8 protein-coding genes, 4 tRNA genes, 3 rRNA genes, 1 pseudogene and 1 riboswitch are annotated in these 16,139 nt (G+C 48.6%); of the genes and pseudogenes, 3 read left to right on the top strand and 13 right to left on the bottom strand.

Features of this window, described 5'->3' with window-relative positions; all coding sequences use genetic code 11:
* Window positions 1-27: 27 nt before the first annotated feature.
* From ytfQ to btuB, 10 genes are all read right to left on the bottom strand, one after another.
* Window positions 28-984, bottom strand: coding sequence for a galactofuranose ABC transporter, galactofuranose-binding protein YtfQ (gene ytfQ / locus RS889_RS00965; RefSeq protein ID WP_021013549.1), 957 nt, complete (start codon window positions 982-984; stop codon window positions 28-30).
* A gap of 430 nt (window positions 985-1,414) precedes the next feature.
* A tRNA-Trp gene (locus tag RS889_RS00960) sits at window positions 1,415-1,490 on the bottom strand.
* A gap of 8 nt (window positions 1,491-1,498) precedes the next feature.
* A tRNA-Asp gene (locus RS889_RS00955) sits at window positions 1,499-1,575 on the bottom strand.
* Between the two features lie 121 nt (window positions 1,576-1,696).
* Window positions 1,697-1,812, bottom strand: a 5S ribosomal RNA gene (rrf, locus tag RS889_RS00950).
* A 108-nt stretch (window positions 1,813-1,920) separates the two neighbouring features.
* Window positions 1,921-5,011: ribosomal RNA gene (locus RS889_RS00945) — 23S ribosomal RNA — on the bottom strand.
* A gap of 200 nt (window positions 5,012-5,211) precedes the next feature.
* A tRNA-Ala gene (locus tag RS889_RS00940) sits at window positions 5,212-5,287 on the bottom strand.
* 100 nt (window positions 5,288-5,387) lie between these two features.
* A tRNA-Ile gene (locus RS889_RS00935) sits at window positions 5,388-5,464 on the bottom strand.
* Window positions 5,465-5,533: 69 nt separating this feature from the next.
* Window positions 5,534-7,076, bottom strand: a 16S ribosomal RNA gene (locus tag RS889_RS00930).
* The 16S, 23S and 5S rRNA genes sit together here with 4 tRNA genes alongside, the layout of an rRNA operon.
* 369 nt (window positions 7,077-7,445) lie before the next feature.
* Entirely contained in the window at window positions 7,446-8,306 is an 861-nt protein-coding gene (gene murI, locus RS889_RS00925) for a glutamate racemase (RefSeq protein WP_021013550.1), read from the bottom strand.
* On the bottom strand, window positions 8,251-10,122 hold the full coding sequence (btuB, locus tag RS889_RS00920; RefSeq protein ID WP_315709030.1) for a TonB-dependent vitamin B12 receptor BtuB: 1,872 nt from the start codon (window positions 10,120-10,122) through the stop codon (window positions 8,251-8,253). Before btuB ends, murI begins: the two co-directional genes overlap by 56 nt.
* A gap of 69 nt (window positions 10,123-10,191) precedes the next feature.
* Window positions 10,192-10,388, bottom strand: a riboswitch (cobalamin riboswitch).
* A 137-nt stretch (window positions 10,389-10,525) separates the two neighbouring features.
* Between btuB and trmA the strand changes: the two genes are divergently transcribed.
* Window positions 10,526-11,629, top strand: a complete 1,104-nt coding sequence (gene trmA, locus RS889_RS00915; RefSeq protein WP_315709029.1) for a tRNA (uridine(54)-C5)-methyltransferase TrmA — start codon at window positions 10,526-10,528, stop codon at window positions 11,627-11,629.
* Between the two features lie 61 nt (window positions 11,630-11,690).
* Here trmA and RS889_RS00910 read toward each other — a convergent pair whose 3' ends face one another.
* Window positions 11,691-12,062 carry a YijD family membrane protein gene (locus RS889_RS00910; protein WP_315709028.1) on the bottom strand — a complete coding sequence of 124 codons (372 nt, stop codon included), beginning with the start codon at window positions 12,060-12,062 and terminating at the stop codon, window positions 11,691-11,693.
* A gap of 24 nt (window positions 12,063-12,086) precedes the next feature.
* The gene (fabR, locus tag RS889_RS00905; RefSeq protein WP_037380411.1) at window positions 12,087-12,716 is read right to left on the bottom strand and encodes an HTH-type transcriptional repressor FabR; all 630 of its coding nucleotides are present in this window, start codon (window positions 12,714-12,716) and stop codon (window positions 12,087-12,089) included.
* Window positions 12,717-12,912: 196 nt separating this feature from the next.
* Here fabR and sthA point away from each other — a divergent pair, with 196 nt between their 5' ends.
* Complete coding sequence (gene sthA, locus RS889_RS00900) at window positions 12,913-14,322, top strand: Si-specific NAD(P)(+) transhydrogenase (protein WP_021013555.1); 1,410 nt, start codon at window positions 12,913-12,915, stop codon at window positions 14,320-14,322.
* Here sthA and oxyR read toward each other — a convergent pair.
* Window positions 14,305-15,222, bottom strand: a complete 918-nt coding sequence (gene oxyR, locus RS889_RS00895) for a DNA-binding transcriptional regulator OxyR (protein ID WP_290180926.1) — start codon at window positions 15,220-15,222, stop codon at window positions 14,305-14,307. The two genes, sthA and oxyR, sit on opposite strands and share 18 nt — an antisense overlap.
* A 160-nt stretch (window positions 15,223-15,382) precedes the next feature.
* Here oxyR and RS889_RS00890 point away from each other — a divergent pair.
* Window positions 15,383-16,082: pseudogene (locus tag RS889_RS00890) on the top strand (redoxin family protein).
* The last annotated feature ends 57 nt before the right edge of the window (window positions 16,083-16,139 follow it).

Genomic DNA, 16,139 nt, shown 5'->3' with positions numbered 1-16,139 from the left:
GGTGGGCTACCCCACCATTGCTGATAATTAATATCCCAGGTTCTTTTTAGATTCGTATTCCTGTTTTGCTGTATCAGGTAATAAGAGACGTGATTCCGTCTGAATAAATTTCTTGGGTTGTTTACCTTCCTTCTTCAAAGCCAAAAATGCATCAAAAGCTGGCCCTGCCATATTAGGCGTTAATTCTACTGTCGCATTCGCATCACCATTCATCATGGCTTTGAAAATATCAGGAACACCATCAATAGAAACAACCTTAATTTGCGAACCCGGCTTCAAGCCCGCTTCTTTAATAGCTTGAATTGCACCGATAGCCATATCGTCGTTATGTGCATATACCGCACAAATATTTTTACCGTTCTGTTCTGCTTTAATAAAACTTTCCATAACTTCTTTACCTTTACTACGGGTAAAATCGCCAGACTGAGAGCGGATAATTTTTACTTGTGGGGCCGCAGCGATAGCTTCTGCAAATCCTTTCTTGCGGTTTATTGCAACACTTGACCCAACAGTTCCCTGTAACTCAACAACGTTACAAGGTTTGCCAGCCATTGTTTTTACTAACCAGTCACCTGCCACTTTCCCCTCATAAACGCTATCAGAGGCAATAGCTGCTGTATAAAGTGATGGATCATTCACGTCTATCGTTCTATCCAACAAAAATACAGGGATCTTGGCTTCTTTAGCCTCTTGTAATACAGGTGCCCAGCCTGTTGCTACTACAGGTGCAATAAAAATGGCATCAACTCCCTGAGCAATGAAGGAGCGGACCGCTTTAATCTGATTTTCCTGTTTTTGTTGAGCATCAGCAATTTTTAAGGTGATATTCCGTTTTTCTGCTTCCTGTTTAGAGACTTTCGTTTCCGCTGAACGCCACCCTGACTCCGAGCCGATTTGAGAGAAACCTACCGTTAAAGATTGCGCCTGTGCCACACCACATAATACGGTACTTACAGTCATTGCTACCAATAAACGCCTGAACATATTTCACTCCTTCTGTGTAGTCTTACAGCTACTTAAGATCGCAGGTACAGTGTAGAGCCATAGCGTAATTGCCACAGCGCTACTGATATCAACAATATTTCGAGTAAGCAAACACAGCCCTTGTGACGATCATAACGATCGTTACCAGTTCCGAGCATAAAATAGTTGTAGTCGAATTATTAAGAAGTATGGATGAGCAAGCTCACAACCTGACATTACGATGATTTTGTGCATAATTACAGCTAAAAAGGTCTGTAGATAGAAACATCATCAGAACCAGTTGGTTATAACAATATTCAGTTATAAGGGATAATTAAATAATTAGAGGAGCAACAATTATGAAATTGATATCATATTCGATGCAATGCAAGCTGAGACATAAAATTATAAACGAAAAAAACCCTTCACAATAATGTGAAGGGTCATTTCTTGGCAGGGGCGGAGAGACTCGAACTCCCAACACCCGGTTTTGGAGACCGGTGCTCTACCAATTGAACTACGCCCCTAAATAGGGTGGCGGAACGGACGGGACTCGAACCCGCGACCCCCTGCGTGACAGGCAGGTATTCTAACCAACTGAACTACCGCTCCACCGATTCTGCTACGTTGTATCATCCTGATACTTACCCCTTATCAGGGCTCACTTTCCGTGCTCAGAACTACTTCCGTAATTCTGTTGGCTATCAGATATCTCTGTTAGCACGTATTTGATGCCTGGCAGTTCCCTACTCTCACATGGGGAGACCCCACACTACCATCGGCGCTACGGCGTTTCACTGCTGAGTTCGGCATGGGGTCAGGTGGGACCACCGCGCTATCGCCGCCAGGCAAATTCTGTTTCATCCCGACCGTCACACTTCCGTGTAACCATCAGAACCAATCTCGGAACATCACTGAAAATATATCGTCTCTCTTCCAAAACACCTTCGGTGTTGTAAGGTTAAGCCTCTCGGGTCATTAGTACTGGTCAGCTCAACGCATCACTGCGCTTACACACCCAGCCTATCAACGTCTTCGTCTTAAACGTCCCTTCAGGGGCCTTTAAGGCCCAGGGAAGACTCATCTCGGGGCAAGTTTCCCGCTTAGATGCTTTCAGCGGTTATCTCTTCCGCACGTAGCTACCGGGCAATGCAATTGGCATCACAACCCGTACACCAGTGGTGCGTTCACTCCGGTCCTCTCGTACTAGGAGCAACCCCCCTCAATCTTCCAACGCCCACGGCAGATAGGGACCGAACTGTCTCACGACGTTCTAAACCCAGCTCGCGTACCACTTTAAATGGCGAACAGCCATACCCTTGGGACCTACTTCAGCCCCAGGATGTGATGAGCCGACATCGAGGTGCCAAACACCGCCGTCGATATGAACTCTTGGGCGGTATCAGCCTGTTATCCCCGGAGTACCTTTTATCCGTTGAGCGATGGCCCTTCCATTCAGAACCACCGGATCACTAAGACCTGCTTTCGCACCTGCTCGAGCCGTCACTCTCGCAGTCAAGCTAGCTTATGCCTTTGCACTAACCTCCTGATGTCCGACCAGGATTAGCTAACCTTCGTACTCCTCCGTTACTCTTTGGGAGGAGACCGCCCCAGTCAAACTACCCACCAGACACTGTCCGCAACCCGGTTCACGGGCCCACGTTAGAACATCAAACATTAAAGGGTGGTATTTCAAGGTTGGCTCCACGCAGACTGGCGTCCACGCTTCAAAGCCTCCCACCTATCCTACACATCAAGGCTCAAGGTTCAGTGTCAAGCTATAGTAAAGGTTCACGGGGTCTTTCCGTCTTGCCGCGGGTACACTGCATCTTCACAGCGAGTTCAATTTCACTGAGTCTCGGGTGGAGACAGCCTGGCCATCATTACGCCATTCGTGCAGGTCGGAACTTACCCGACAAGGAATTTCGCTACCTTAGGACCGTTATAGTTACGGCCGCCGTTTACCGGGGCTTCGATCAAGAGCTTCGCCTTGCGGCTTACCCCATCAATTAACCTTCCGGCACCGGGCAGGCGTCACACCGTATACGTCCACTTTCGTGTTTGCACAGTGCTGTGTTTTTAGTAAACAGTTGCAGCCAGCTGGTATCTGCGACTGCGCAACGCTCCATCCGCAAGGGACTTCACCTCGCACAGCGTGCCTTCTCCCGAAGTTACGGCACCATTTTGCCTAGTTCCTTCACCCGAGTTCTCTCAAGCGCCTGAGTATTCTCTACCTGACCACCTGTGTCGGTTTGGGGTACGATTCGATGTTACCTGGAGCTTAGGGGCTTTTCCTGGAAGCGTGGCATTTGTCACTTCGACACCGTAGTGCCTCGTCATCACGCCTCGGCGTTGACAGCGCTCCGGATTTGCCTGGAGCACCCACCTACACGCTTAAACCGGGACAACCGTCGCCCGGCCAACATAGCCTTCTCCGTCCCCCCTTCGCAGTAACACCCAGTACAGGAATATTAACCTGTTTCCCATCGACTACGCCTTTCGGCCTCGCCTTAGGGGTCGACTCACCCTGCCCCGATTAACGTTGGACAGGAACCCTTGGTCTTCCGGCGTGCGGGTTTTTCACCCGCATTATCGTTACTTATGTCAGCATTCGCACTTCTGATACCTCCAGCAATCCTCACAGACCACCTTCAACGGCTTACAGAACGCTCCCCTACCCAACGGACATATCCTTAAGTCAACTCGACGTAATGAACGCTTTGACGTCGCGGCGCTCCGTCAATCGGTTTTCGCATAATTGTCTTAAGTGATATGTCCGCTGCCGCAGCTTCGGTGCATGGTTTAGCCCCGTTACATCTTCCGCGCAGGCCGACTCGACCAGTGAGCTATTACGCTTTCTTTAAATGATGGCTGCTTCTAAGCCAACATCCTGGCTGTCTGGGCCTTCCCACATCGTTTCCCACTTAACCATGACTTTGGGACCTTAGCTGGCGGTCTGGGTTGTTTCCCTCTTCACGACGGACGTTAGCACCCGCCGTGTGTCTCCCGTGATAACATTCTTCGGTATTCGTAGTTTGCATCGAGTTGGTAAGCCGGGATGGCCCCCTAGTCGAAACAGTGCTCTACCCCCGAAGATGACTTCACGAGGCGCTACCTAAATAGCTTTCGGGGAGAACCAGCTATCTCCCGGTTTGATTGGCCTTTCACCCCCAGCCACAAGTCATCCGCTAATTTTTCAACATTAGTCGGTTCGGTCCTCCAGTTAGTGTTACCCAACCTTCAACCTGCCCATGGCTAGATCACCGGGTTTCGGGTCTATACCTTGCAACTTGACGCCCAGTTAAGACTCGGTTTCCCTGCGGCTCCCCTATTCGGTTAACCTTGCTACAAAATATAAGTCGCTGACCCATTATACAAAAGGTACGCAGTCACCCCACCCCAAAGCACTCACCGCTTGTCTTGTGTGTTGGGCGTCGCAAAAGACGCGCCGCCACCGCGATGCTGCTGTTGCGGTGCCTTCATCACCAGAGAATGCTTTGGTGGTGGGGCTCCCACTGCTTGTACGTACACGGTTTCAGGTTCTGTTTCACTCCCCTCGCCGGGGTTCTTTTCGCCTTTCCCTCACGGTACTGGTTCACTATCGGTCAGTCAGGAGTATTTAGCCTTGGAGGATGGTCCCCCCATCTTCAGACAGGATATCTCGTGTCCCGCCCTACTCGTCGAACTCACAGCAAGCGCATCTTTGTGTACGGGACTATCACCCTGTACCGTGCGACTTTCCAGACGCTTCCACTGATACACAAACTGATTCTGGTTCTGGGCTCTTCCCCGTTCGCTCGCCGCTACTGGGGGAATCTCGGTTGATTTCTTTTCCTCGGGGTACTGAGATGTTTCAGTTCCCCCGGTTCGCCTCATGTCACTATGGATTCATGACATGATAGTGTGTCGAAACACACTGGGTTTCCCCATTCGGGTATCGTCGGGTATAACGGTTCATATCACCTTGCCGACGCTTTTCGCAGATTAGCACGCCCTTCATCGCCTCTGACTGCCTAGGCATCCACCGTGTACGCTTAGTCGCTTAACCTCACAACCCGAAGGTGTCTTTTTCATAAAGAGCAAGACCACCTCGCGCTGCGATTATTTGAGAGACTCTGATACAGCCAACTCCCGCCATCAGGGCAGGTTTCGCTGTATCGTTTCAATTTTCAGCTTGTTCCAGATTGTTAAAGAGCAAAATACTTCACAGCATACTGTTGCCAATATACTCTGAAGTCTTTTTTTGTATGGTGGAGCTATGCGGGATCGAACCGCAGACCTCCTGCGTGCAAAGCAGGCGCTCTCCCAGCTGAGCTATAGCCCCATCGCATGAAAACCTTTACACAAATTTCCGTCAGGCAAGGCGTCATTCTCGACACAGACTCTCGCCCGTGGCAAAAACACAACACAGCATGGAAAGAAATTGGTAGGCCTGAGTGGACTTGAACCACCGACCTCACCCTTATCAGGGGTGCGCTCTAACCACCTGAGCTACAAGCCTATAAAGGTATTTCTGCTCGTACTTCATCAGACAATCTGTGTGAGCACTTCACACAACGGCTATCTTTGGTAAGGAGGTGATCCAACCGCAGGTTCCCCTACGGTTACCTTGTTACGACTTCACCCCAGTCATGAATCACAAAGTGGTAAGCGCCCTCCCGAAGGTTAAGCTACCTACTTCTTTTGCAACCCACTCCCATGGTGTGACGGGCGGTGTGTACAAGGCCCGGGAACGTATTCACCGTAGCATTCTGATCTACGATTACTAGCGATTCCGACTTCATGGAGTCGAGTTGCAGACTCCAATCCGGACTACGACGCACTTTATGAGGTCCGCTTGCCCTCGCGAGTTCGCTTCTCTTTGTATGCGCCATTGTAGCACGTGTGTAGCCCTACTCGTAAGGGCCATGATGACTTGACGTCATCCCCACCTTCCTCCGGTTTATCACCGGCAGTCTCCCTTGAGTTCCCGCCATTACGCGCTGGCAACAAAGGATAAGGGTTGCGCTCGTTGCGGGACTTAACCCAACATTTCACAACACGAGCTGACGACAGCCATGCAGCACCTGTCTCTCAGTTCCCGAAGGCACAAGTCTGTCTCCAGTCTCTTCTGAGGATGTCAAGAGTAGGTAAGGTTCTTCGCGTTGCATCGAATTAAACCACATGCTCCACCGCTTGTGCGGGCCCCCGTCAATTCATTTGAGTTTTAACCTTGCGGCCGTACTCCCCAGGCGGTCGACTTAACGCGTTAGCTCCGAAAGCCACGGCTCAAGGCCACAACCTTCAAGTCGACATCGTTTACAGCGTGGACTACCAGGGTATCTAATCCTGTTTGCTCCCCACGCTTTCGCACCTGAGCGTCAGTCTTCGTCCAGGGGGCCGCCTTCGCCACCGGTATTCCTCCAGATCTCTACGCATTTCACCGCTACACCTGGAATTCTACCCCCCTCTACGAGACTCTAGTCTGTCAGTTTTGAATGCAGTTCCCAGGTTAAGCCCGGGGATTTCACATCCAACTTAACAGACCGCCTGCGTGCGCTTTACGCCCAGTCATTCCGATTAACGCTTGCACCCTCCGTATTACCGCGGCTGCTGGCACGGAGTTAGCCGGTGCTTCTTCTGCGGGTAACGTCAATGAAACACTCTATTAAAGCGCTCCCCTTCCTCCCCGCTGAAAGTACTTTACAACCCGAAGGCCTTCTTCATACACGCGGCATGGCTGCATCAGGGTTTCCCCCATTGTGCAATATTCCCCACTGCTGCCTCCCGTAGGAGTCTGGACCGTGTCTCAGTTCCAGTGTGGCTGGTCATCCTCTCAGACCAGCTAGAGATCGTCGCCTAGGTGAGCCATTACCTCACCTACCAGCTAATCCCATCTGGGTTCATCCAATGGCGTGAGGCCCGAAGGTCCCCCACTTTGGTCTTGCGACGTCATGCGGTATTAGCTACCGTTTCCAGTAGTTATCCCCCTCCATCAGGCAGATCCCCAGACATTACTCACCCGTCCGCCGCTCGCCGGCGGGGAAGCAAGCTTCCCCCCGCTGCCGCTCGACTTGCATGTGTTAGGCCTGCCGCCAGCGTTCAATCTGAGCCATGATCAAACTCTTCAATTTAAGATTTGTTTGATATGCTTCCGAAGAAGCGATGCTCAAAGAATTTATAACTGTTTATTCGTAATGAATTTACTGTCAGTCACTCTTCAAGTCTTTTCGTATTGATTACGATAGGGTCCTGTGAGTGCCCACACAGATTGTCTGATTATATTGTTAAAGAGCAGGACCACCTTTTCGTGGTCGCGGGCCGCATATACTATGCGTTTCCGCTAGAAAGTCAAGTAATACAAACTCTAATTCTTACTGAAACCACCACAACATCATCGCTGTTGCCGTGTCAGTGGAGGCGCATTATAGGGAGTTCTTTTCCTCTGACAAGCACTAAATACAAAAATAAATTCAACCGCTCAATATTTACCCACCAATTCACTAAAGTGATAGTTTTTCCAACGAGTGAAAGCCATAACGACGTAGCACTGGCCATAAAGCAGCCACTTTGGGAGTAATAGTGAGACAATAGGCTAAATTTGTTTCTCTTGATAAAACTGGCGTATCCAAATGATCGATCAGCCATGCTGTTCTTCTCGCAATGGCAGAGCCAGAATCAACCAGCCGGGTACCATCCGGTAACGCTCGTTGAAGTTCATCTGTCAATAAAGGAAAATGTGTACATCCTAAAACGACAGTATCAGGTGGTTCCGGTAACTTGAGCCACGGCTTGAGAATTTTTTGCAGCACTTCTGCCGAAATAACGTCACCCCGTAGCTTCGCCTCTCCGCATTCCACTAATTCTGCTGACCCCAATAAAAGAATTTTGCAGTCATTGGCAAAGCGAGAAATCAGTTCATAAGTATAAGGTCGCTGAACTGTAGCGCGTGTTGCCAATAATCCTACAACACCATTTCGCGTGAGTTTTGCTGCAGGTTTTACCGCCGGAACTACACCGACAACGGGAAAAGGAAAACGCGTTCTCAGAGCGGGAAGCGAAATAGTACTCGCAGTATTACAGGCGATGACCACCAACGATAAAGAGTGATGCCTCTGTACAGCTCCAACAATTGCCAACACTCGTTCAATAATGAATTGTTCCGGCTTTTCACCATAAGGGAAAGCCTCATTATCAAATGCATAGATATAATGTAAATCCGGCAGTAAATTTCGGATTTCGTCATAAACGGATAAACCGCCCACCCCTGAATCAAAAATCAAAATGGAAGGGCGGGCAGCGGGTAACTCAGAAGGTATAGCTTCCGGTGAGATAATATTCTCGCCCTGCGGTTCGGTAGCCATATGCCGTCTCATAATTTTTATCAAACAGATTGGCAATTCTACCACGAACCGTAAGCTGAGAGGTTATCGGATATGAAACGGCAATGTCCCATAAACTGACACCTCCCATCTTTATTTTTTCAGATAGGTTGAAATCATTATCAAAACGTTCCCCCAGGTAATGATAAGTTACCGCCCAGTCAAAACTATACAGTTGCCAGTCTAGTTCATACTTGAACTGCTGCTTGGCACGTCTCAAAAGTACTTCATTTGTTCGCACATTTCGCGGATCAACATAGTCATAAGATATTGTGTGACTGAAAAATCCAGTCTCGAAGGATGCTGTACTTTCGATACCCTTGATGCGCGCTTCACCAACGTTGAAGTAACGAAGACTGGAATTGTCGAACTCAATGAGGTTATCTATATCGTTTCGGTAGGCTGAAACCCGCCAATTAACCGGACCGGTAAGTCCTTCGACACCACCTTCCCACTGATCGCTCTCTTCCGGTTTCAAACTGCTGTTGCCGTATGAACTGTAAAGCTGACCAAGATTAGGGGCCTTATAAGCCGTACCATAGGAAGCCAGCAGTCGATATCCAGAAATGAATTCCCATGCCGCACTGCTTTGCCAGGTCGTATGCTGACCAAACTGAGAACTGTTATCACTACGAACGGCACCTTCAAGGGTGATCGGCCCAAACAGTTGCTGCGCAGTAGTGTAAATACCGGTATTGCGCAGTGCATATCCTTGAGTCAAAAAATTGGTTCCAGGTTCAGTTGTCTGTTTCTGCCAATCCAACCCTGCACTGATATTACCCTGACCAACCTGTAACGTATTTCCCCATTGAACGTTGTATTGCTGAATATCATCCAGCGTCGCGGAGATATCATAGCGGCCATAACGCGGGTCGTAGTTGTAATCTTTACTATGGCTATAACTGGTGATCAACTGGGAAGACCACATACCTTGATGGTAGCGCAGACCTGTATCCCAGGACTGGTTGTATAACTGACGGGTATCTGGCAATGCACCTAAGCGGGTGGAACTTAATGTACCATCGTAATCAGTACGATTATCAAATTCGTAACCACGAACAAAACCACTGATGATATCGCTAAACTGATGCTCAAGCGCGCCATACAGCGATTTACTCATGAATCCATCACGATCGGTTTGGGCTGGGTCACCAAAACCATCAGGCAAATTCGCTACGACATCAAACCCTTTGGTATAAGTATAATTACCCGCCAGCGTTGCCAGCGTGCTGTCACCCAGTTGTTGTTGTGTGGAAGCATCATAAGTTTGATAACCATGGGATCCCATGCCAGCAGAAAGGGTTGATCCCTTCTTTTTACGAACAGTAATAATGTTAACTACACCACCGATAGCATCGGATCCATAGACAGCCGAACGCGGCCCACGGATGTATTCAATTTTCTGAACCAATGAAATAGGAATCTGGCTGATATCGGAAGAACCGGTAACACCGGCTTGATTAAGACGAATACCATCAATCAGCACCAACACATGGCGTGATTCAGTCCCACGAATAAACAACGAACTCGACTGTCCCAACCCGCCATTTTGGGCTACATCAACGCCCGGAAGACGCCGCATCACGTCAATCAGACTTTTGGCTTGCCAGCGGTCAATCTCTTCTTTAGTGACAATGGTTGTCGACGCCAGCACAGAGGAAACAGGTTGGGAAAAACGGTTTGCGGTAACCACCAACGTATCGCTACTGTCTTGCTGTGTACTATTGTTCCCTTGCGCCCACCCAGAGAAAGCTGTGGCGCAAAGTCCTGCCAGCAGCGTAAATTTTTTATCAAACATTCTATAAAGCATCCAAACAGTATTGGAGGATGCCGCATTACCATAATCGATAGCACGCGATGATCATGAACATTGCGACGTATACCGGCAGGTCTTCGGACTTGAGTACTGTTGTTGCCAACATAGAGACAATGACTTCCCATCGTAATACGACAGTGTCTGCAAAATGCTATTGCCCCCAATTTCCCCTTACCGCTGCGCGTCAGCTCCAGATTTACACTGGATTCCCTTTTAACTTATAGAGCAAGGCCGGACGCTCATGCTACGATCGGGTCGAATGGAAGTCTAGACTTCCATTCAATGAATAGGAAATACGCATGACAATGCTGGACATCCCATCAAGATTCCCTACAATCGCCGCCAGTAATGTCACCGCACTAACCGTTTTTCAGACGAGATAACCATGACGCCAGAAATCCTGCCAATCGATCAATATGATGCCCAGCTTGAAGAAAAAATTGGGCGAATTAAAGCGATAATGGCACCTTTCAGTGCGCCAGAGCCTGTCGTTTTCCGCTCGCCGGTCAGCCATTACCGGATGCGTGCAGAATTTCGCATCTGGCATGAAGGAGACGACCTTTACCACATCATGTTTGATCAGCAAACCAAACAGAGAATCAGGGTGGAGCAATTTCCGGCGGCCAGTGAACTGATCAACCGACTGATGCCGGTGTTGCTGGCGGCATTACGTCCGCAACCGGTACTGCGCCGTAAGTTGTTCCAGGTCGATTATCTTTCCACATTGAGTGGTGAAATCGTGGTGTCACTGCTATATCACAAAGTGCTGGATGACGAGTGGCAACAACAGGCCTCGGCCTTACGGGACTATCTGCGTGCGCAAGGTTTCGCTTTACAACTCATAGGACGAGCGACCAAGACGAAAATCTGTCTTGATCGCGATTATATAGACGAGTGCCTGCCAGTTGCCGGTAAACAGATGATTTATCGACAGGTGGAAAATAGCTTTACCCAGCCCAATGCGGTGATGAACATTCAAATGCTGGAATGGGCGCTGTCAGTCACGGAAGGATCTAAGGGGGATTTACTGGAGCTGTACTGCGGCAATGGTAACTTTTCACTGGCACTAGCTCGTCATTTTGAACGCGTATTGGCAACGGAAATCGCTAAACCATCGGTGGCCGCGGCTCAATACAGTATTGCCGCCAACCAGATTGATAATGTGCAGATTATCCGTATGGCAGCGGAAGAATTTACCCAGGCAATGCGAGGTGTCCGCCAGTTTAATCGTCTGCAGGGTATCGATCTTTCCAGCTATCGTTGTGAAACGATATTTGTTGATCCACCACGCAGTGGCTTGGATGATGACACAGTACGACTGGTACAGGAGTATCCACGTATTCTTTATATCTCCTGCAATCCAGACACACTGTGTGCCAATCTTGAAACCCTAAACCAAACCCATCAGATAAGTCGATTGGCACTGTTTGATCAGTTCCCTTATACACATCATATGGAATGTGGTGTGTTGCTGGAAAAACGCAAATAAAACCGCTAGCAACCAGGGAGTTGGTCCCCTGGTTTTTCGCTCACGTATTCGGAGATATTATCTAAAGCATATTGACCTTGGTGGCAGCCTTACGTGCACGCAATTTAGCAACCAACCACAATGCCAATACAACACAGAGAATCGACGGTACAAAATTGGAACCGATCTGTGGATATTCCGCGCGGAGAATCGCACTGTAGAGCAATAAGCCAAGCAAAAAACAACCTGCGGCGAGCAATGGAATACCTTGCGGCATAACATGACGCATATAGTGTTGATGCAAACAATAAACAGACAAAACCAATGCTATTGGCGGGAAAATGGAAAAAGGCACTACCGAACTAAATAACGCAGCAAATGCGCCATTTACTGACAAACCTGCAACCAGTGCCAACACTAATGTACCGTTCTCTTTACTCACCTGCTCTGCCATGATTTTCCCCCAAGTCACAAAGCCTCAAGATGAAACAAACCCTTTACCGGCTTCTCTTCTGTACCAGTAACACGCACCTTTTGAAATCATACGTAACTGCAACACCAACCGCTCTTCCAGTTGACGACGTTGTTCCGTACTCACATCCAACGCCTCTGCACCCGCGCTGAAAACAATGATCACCATCGCTTCTGCCTGTGCTTCGGCAAAACTGCGCGGGATACGATTTTCGACTTCGAGATAATCGGCCAGTTCAGCAATAAAATGTTGAATTTCTCTGGCGACCGCAGCACGAAAAGCGGCCGATGTTCCTGATCTTTCCCTCAACAACAGTCTAAAAGCATTAGGATTATTGCCAATAAATTCCATAAACGTGGAAACGGACGTTTTGATGACGCTACCACCTTTGGCAATCCGCTGACGTGCCTGTCGCATCAGTTGGCGTAACATAAGTCCACTTTCGTCGACCATGGTCAGCCCCAGTTCGTCTACGTCACGAAAATGGCGATAAAAAGAAGTTGGTGCTATCCCGGCTTCACGAGCAACTTCACGTAAACTCAGACTGGCAAAACTACGTTCAGCACTTAGTTGGCTAAACGCTGCCTCTATAAGGGAACGACGCGTCCGTTCTTTTTGCTGCGCTCTGATACCCATTATCGTGCCCAAATTATCTGTTCTCCTTGTCCAGAGAATCACTATAGCAAACTTTATTAACTACATACTGAGCCAAAATGACTATGTTAAAAGTGCAACAATAAGTTCCCCTACGAATTAAAGGGATGATTGGGTTATTTTGCAGAGGATGTTACAATCGCGTTAGTAATTTGTATTAAAATAGGTGTGTCCTACCATGTCCATACAACAGCAACAACACAATTACGATGCCATAGTGATTGGATCTGGCCCCGGAGGTGAAGGGGCCGCGATGGGGTTAGCCAAACAAGGCGCTAAAGTCGCCGTGATCGAAAAACACTATAGTGTCGGCGGCGGTTGTACCCACTGGGGTACCATTCCCTCCAAAGCCCTACGTCACGCTGTCAGCCGTATTATAGAGTTCAACCAAAATCCGCTTTACAGCGATAACTCTCGTGTCATCAGTTCCTCTTTTTCCGACATCCTACGCCATGCCGACAGTGTCATTGGGCAGCAAACCCGTATGCGTCAAGGCTTCTACGAACGGAACCACTGTGATTTGTTTTCTGGAGAAGCACGTTTCATTGATGCCCACACTATCGTCGTCAACTATCCGGATGACACGCACGATACGCTGACGGCAGACAATATCATTATCGCCCCTGGCTCCCGGCCTTATCATCCGGCGGAGGTCGATTTCACTCACCCACATATTTATGACAGTGACTCTATCCTGCAACTGGATTATGAACCTCAGCACGTCATTATTTATGGTGCCGGAGTGATTGGTTGTGAATATGCCTCCATTTTCCGCGGTCTGAATGTAAAAGTGGATTTAATTAACACCCGCGATCGCCTGCTGGCATTTCTTGATCAGGAGATGTCCGATGCGCTGTCCTATCACTTCTGGAACAATGGCGTAGTGATTCGTCATAACGAAGAATTTGAGCGAATTGAAGGTTTGGACGATGGTGTTATCGTCCATCTGAAATCCGGTAAGAAAATGAAGGCTGATTGTCTGCTGTATGCTAACGGTCGTACTGGCAACACCGAGAATCTGGGGCTGGAAAATATAGGACTGGAAACCGACAATCGTGGGCAGCTTAAAGTCAACAGCATGTATCAGACAGCACAAGCGCACATCTACGCTGTAGGTGATGTCATTGGCTACCCGAGTCTGGCTTCAGCAGCCTACGATCAAGGTCGCATTGCCGCGCAGGCCATTACCAAAGGTGATGCCAGCGCTCATCTGATTGAAGATATCCCCACCGGGATCTACACCATTCCTGAAATCAGTTCTGTAGGTAAAACCGAGCAAGAGCTGACGGCACTGAAAGTGCCTTATGAAGTGGGCCGGGCGCAATTCAAACATCTAGCTCGGGCGCAGATTGTCGGCATGAATGTTGGGAGTCTGAAAATTCTGTTCCATCGCGAAACCAAACAGATTCTGGGTATCCACTGCTTTGGTGAACGGGCTGCCGAGATTATTCACATCGGTCAGGCCATCATGGAACAGAAAGGTGAAGGTAATACTATCGAGTACTTCGTCAATACGACCTTCAACTACCCGACGATGGCCGAAGCCTTCCGGGTAGCGGCTCTGAATGGGTTAAACCGCCTGTTTTAACAAACGCTCCATATGCTGTTGCATATGTTCACGAATGGCATCAGCCAGTTGCTCATACCGGCTACGCAATGGTGAACCCGGGCGGTAAACCAACGCGATGGTGCGCTTCGGTTCTGGCTTGTAGCAGGGCAGATAGCACACACCATCGCGTATCCGTTCTGCGGGTACCGCCAGTGACGGCAGGAGTGTAATACCACTACCAGCAGCGACCATGTTACGCAGGGTTTCCAGACTGGTGGCCCGAAAATGAGTATCTTCATCTGCGCCGGCCTGGAAGCAGAATCCCATCGCCTGGTCGCGCAGACAATGACCATCTTCCAGCATCAGCAATTTCTCTCCTGCCAAATCGGACATTGCCACGCGCTCACGGTTAGCCCACGCATGATCCTGATAAATGGCCAGCTTCATAGGTTCATCAAACAGTGGCACTTCGATAAACGCTTCTGTTTCTTTCACCATCGCCAAAATGGCACAGTCCAGCTTGCCGCTGTCCAACTGGGCTAGCAACTGATGGGTCTGTGCTTCGTGTAGGTACATTTCCAACTTCGGAAAAAGCTGATGCAACATGGGAATAATTTGCGGTAACAAATACGGTCCAACCGTAGGGATCAAACCGATATGCAATGGCCCTGACATACTCTCCCCTTGTTGGCTGGCCATCTCTTTCAGTACCTTAACCTCACGCAGCACCGTTCTGGCCTGTTCCACCAGCAGTAACCCCGCCTGAGTAAACAGTACCTTGCGGCTGGTCCTTTCCAGCAGCATCACGCCCAGCTCGTCTTCCAGCTTACGAATTTGCCCACTCAGTGTGGGTTGGCTAACGTGACAGGAATCCGCTGCTCGACGAAAATGACGATGCTCGGCCAATGCCACTAGATACTCTAAGTCCCGAATATTCATACACTAATTCTCCATAACCACGATAGCCAGCAACGATAGATAGAATAGCAATGAACGATTATCCCTATCAACACAAAAAAGAATAAAGTCTCTCAGCGAAACATATCTCTCTGCTTATTCATTAAGAAAAATATAATTTTACCACTAAGTAGGCTTAAATATGTTTGTCAGTCAAGAAGGCAAAGAAATCCCACAGGCTACTGTTCACACTCGTCAGAGACGATCAATAGATTGACGTCACTACTGATGAATTGTTTAACAATAAAACCGTTATAGTTTTTTCATTGCCAGGGGGTTTTTATACCGACCTGCTCCTCCAGCCATCTGCCACGCTATAATGAGTTAGTTATCATGTTCAAACAATTTGGCGTAGATAACATTTTGTGCTTTTTCGTAAATGATACTTTCGTGATGAATACCTAGAAAGCAGACCAGAACGCAGAGAGTATTCGCTTTATTCCAGACGGTAATGCGAGTTCACTAACGTCATGAACATGCTGGTGGAGAAAACCGAGTTGAGATTCGGCCCACACTCCTGGGGTTACTCCATGCTGAAGTAGCGGGCTCCAGACTTTAAAGTTCATAAATCTGTTTCTTTGTTTACCAAACCGTGTTGCCCGCTTTGTACCAAAATAAAACAACTGCTACAGGATCACGGCATCCAGTATGAAGAGATTATTCTGGGTAAAGATGCCGTTACGGCCAGCCTGCGTACAGTATCCGGACGGAATACGGTTTCCCAGGTCTTCATTAGTAGTCGCCATATCGGTGGCAGCGATGATCTCGAAGCGCTTCTGACAGCTGGTTATTCTTATAAAAAAACCAACGAGCTTTGGCGGGTCTTGTCCCGCCTTTTTTGACGCAATCAGATACAGGGAGAAAGAAAAAATGAAAGAACTGCATGTTGATATCGCAGC

The sequence above is a fragment of the Brenneria uluponensis genome (genome assembly GCF_032395385.1).
GTDB lineage: Bacteria > Pseudomonadota > Gammaproteobacteria > Enterobacterales > Enterobacteriaceae > Prodigiosinella > Prodigiosinella aquatilis.
This window is presented reverse-complemented; position numbering and strand designations above follow the sequence as displayed.

What these genes read in the sequence shown, in the direction of transcription:
- ytfQ (WP_021013549.1), bottom strand. Translation starts at nt 984, where the DNA reads ATGTTCAGGCGTTTATTGGTAGCAATGACTGTAAGTACCGTATTATGT.
- trmA (WP_315709029.1), top strand. Translation starts at nt 10,526, where the DNA reads ATGACGCCAGAAATCCTGCCAATCGATCAATATGATGCCCAGCTTGAA.
- oxyR (WP_290180926.1), bottom strand. Translation starts at nt 15,222, where the DNA reads ATGAATATTCGGGACTTAGAGTATCTAGTGGCATTGGCCGAGCATCGT.
- btuB (WP_315709030.1), bottom strand. Translation starts at nt 10,122, where the DNA reads ATGTTTGATAAAAAATTTACGCTGCTGGCAGGACTTTGCGCCACAGCT.
- fabR (WP_037380411.1), bottom strand. Translation starts at nt 12,716, where the DNA reads ATGGGTATCAGAGCGCAGCAAAAAGAACGGACGCGTCGTTCCCTTATA.
- sthA (WP_021013555.1), top strand. Translation starts at nt 12,913, where the DNA reads ATGTCCATACAACAGCAACAACACAATTACGATGCCATAGTGATTGGA.
- murI (WP_021013550.1), bottom strand. Translation starts at nt 8,306, where the DNA reads ATGGCTACCGAACCGCAGGGCGAGAATATTATCTCACCGGAAGCTATA.
- RS889_RS00910 (WP_315709028.1), bottom strand. Translation starts at nt 12,062, where the DNA reads ATGGCAGAGCAGGTGAGTAAAGAGAACGGTACATTAGTGTTGGCACTG.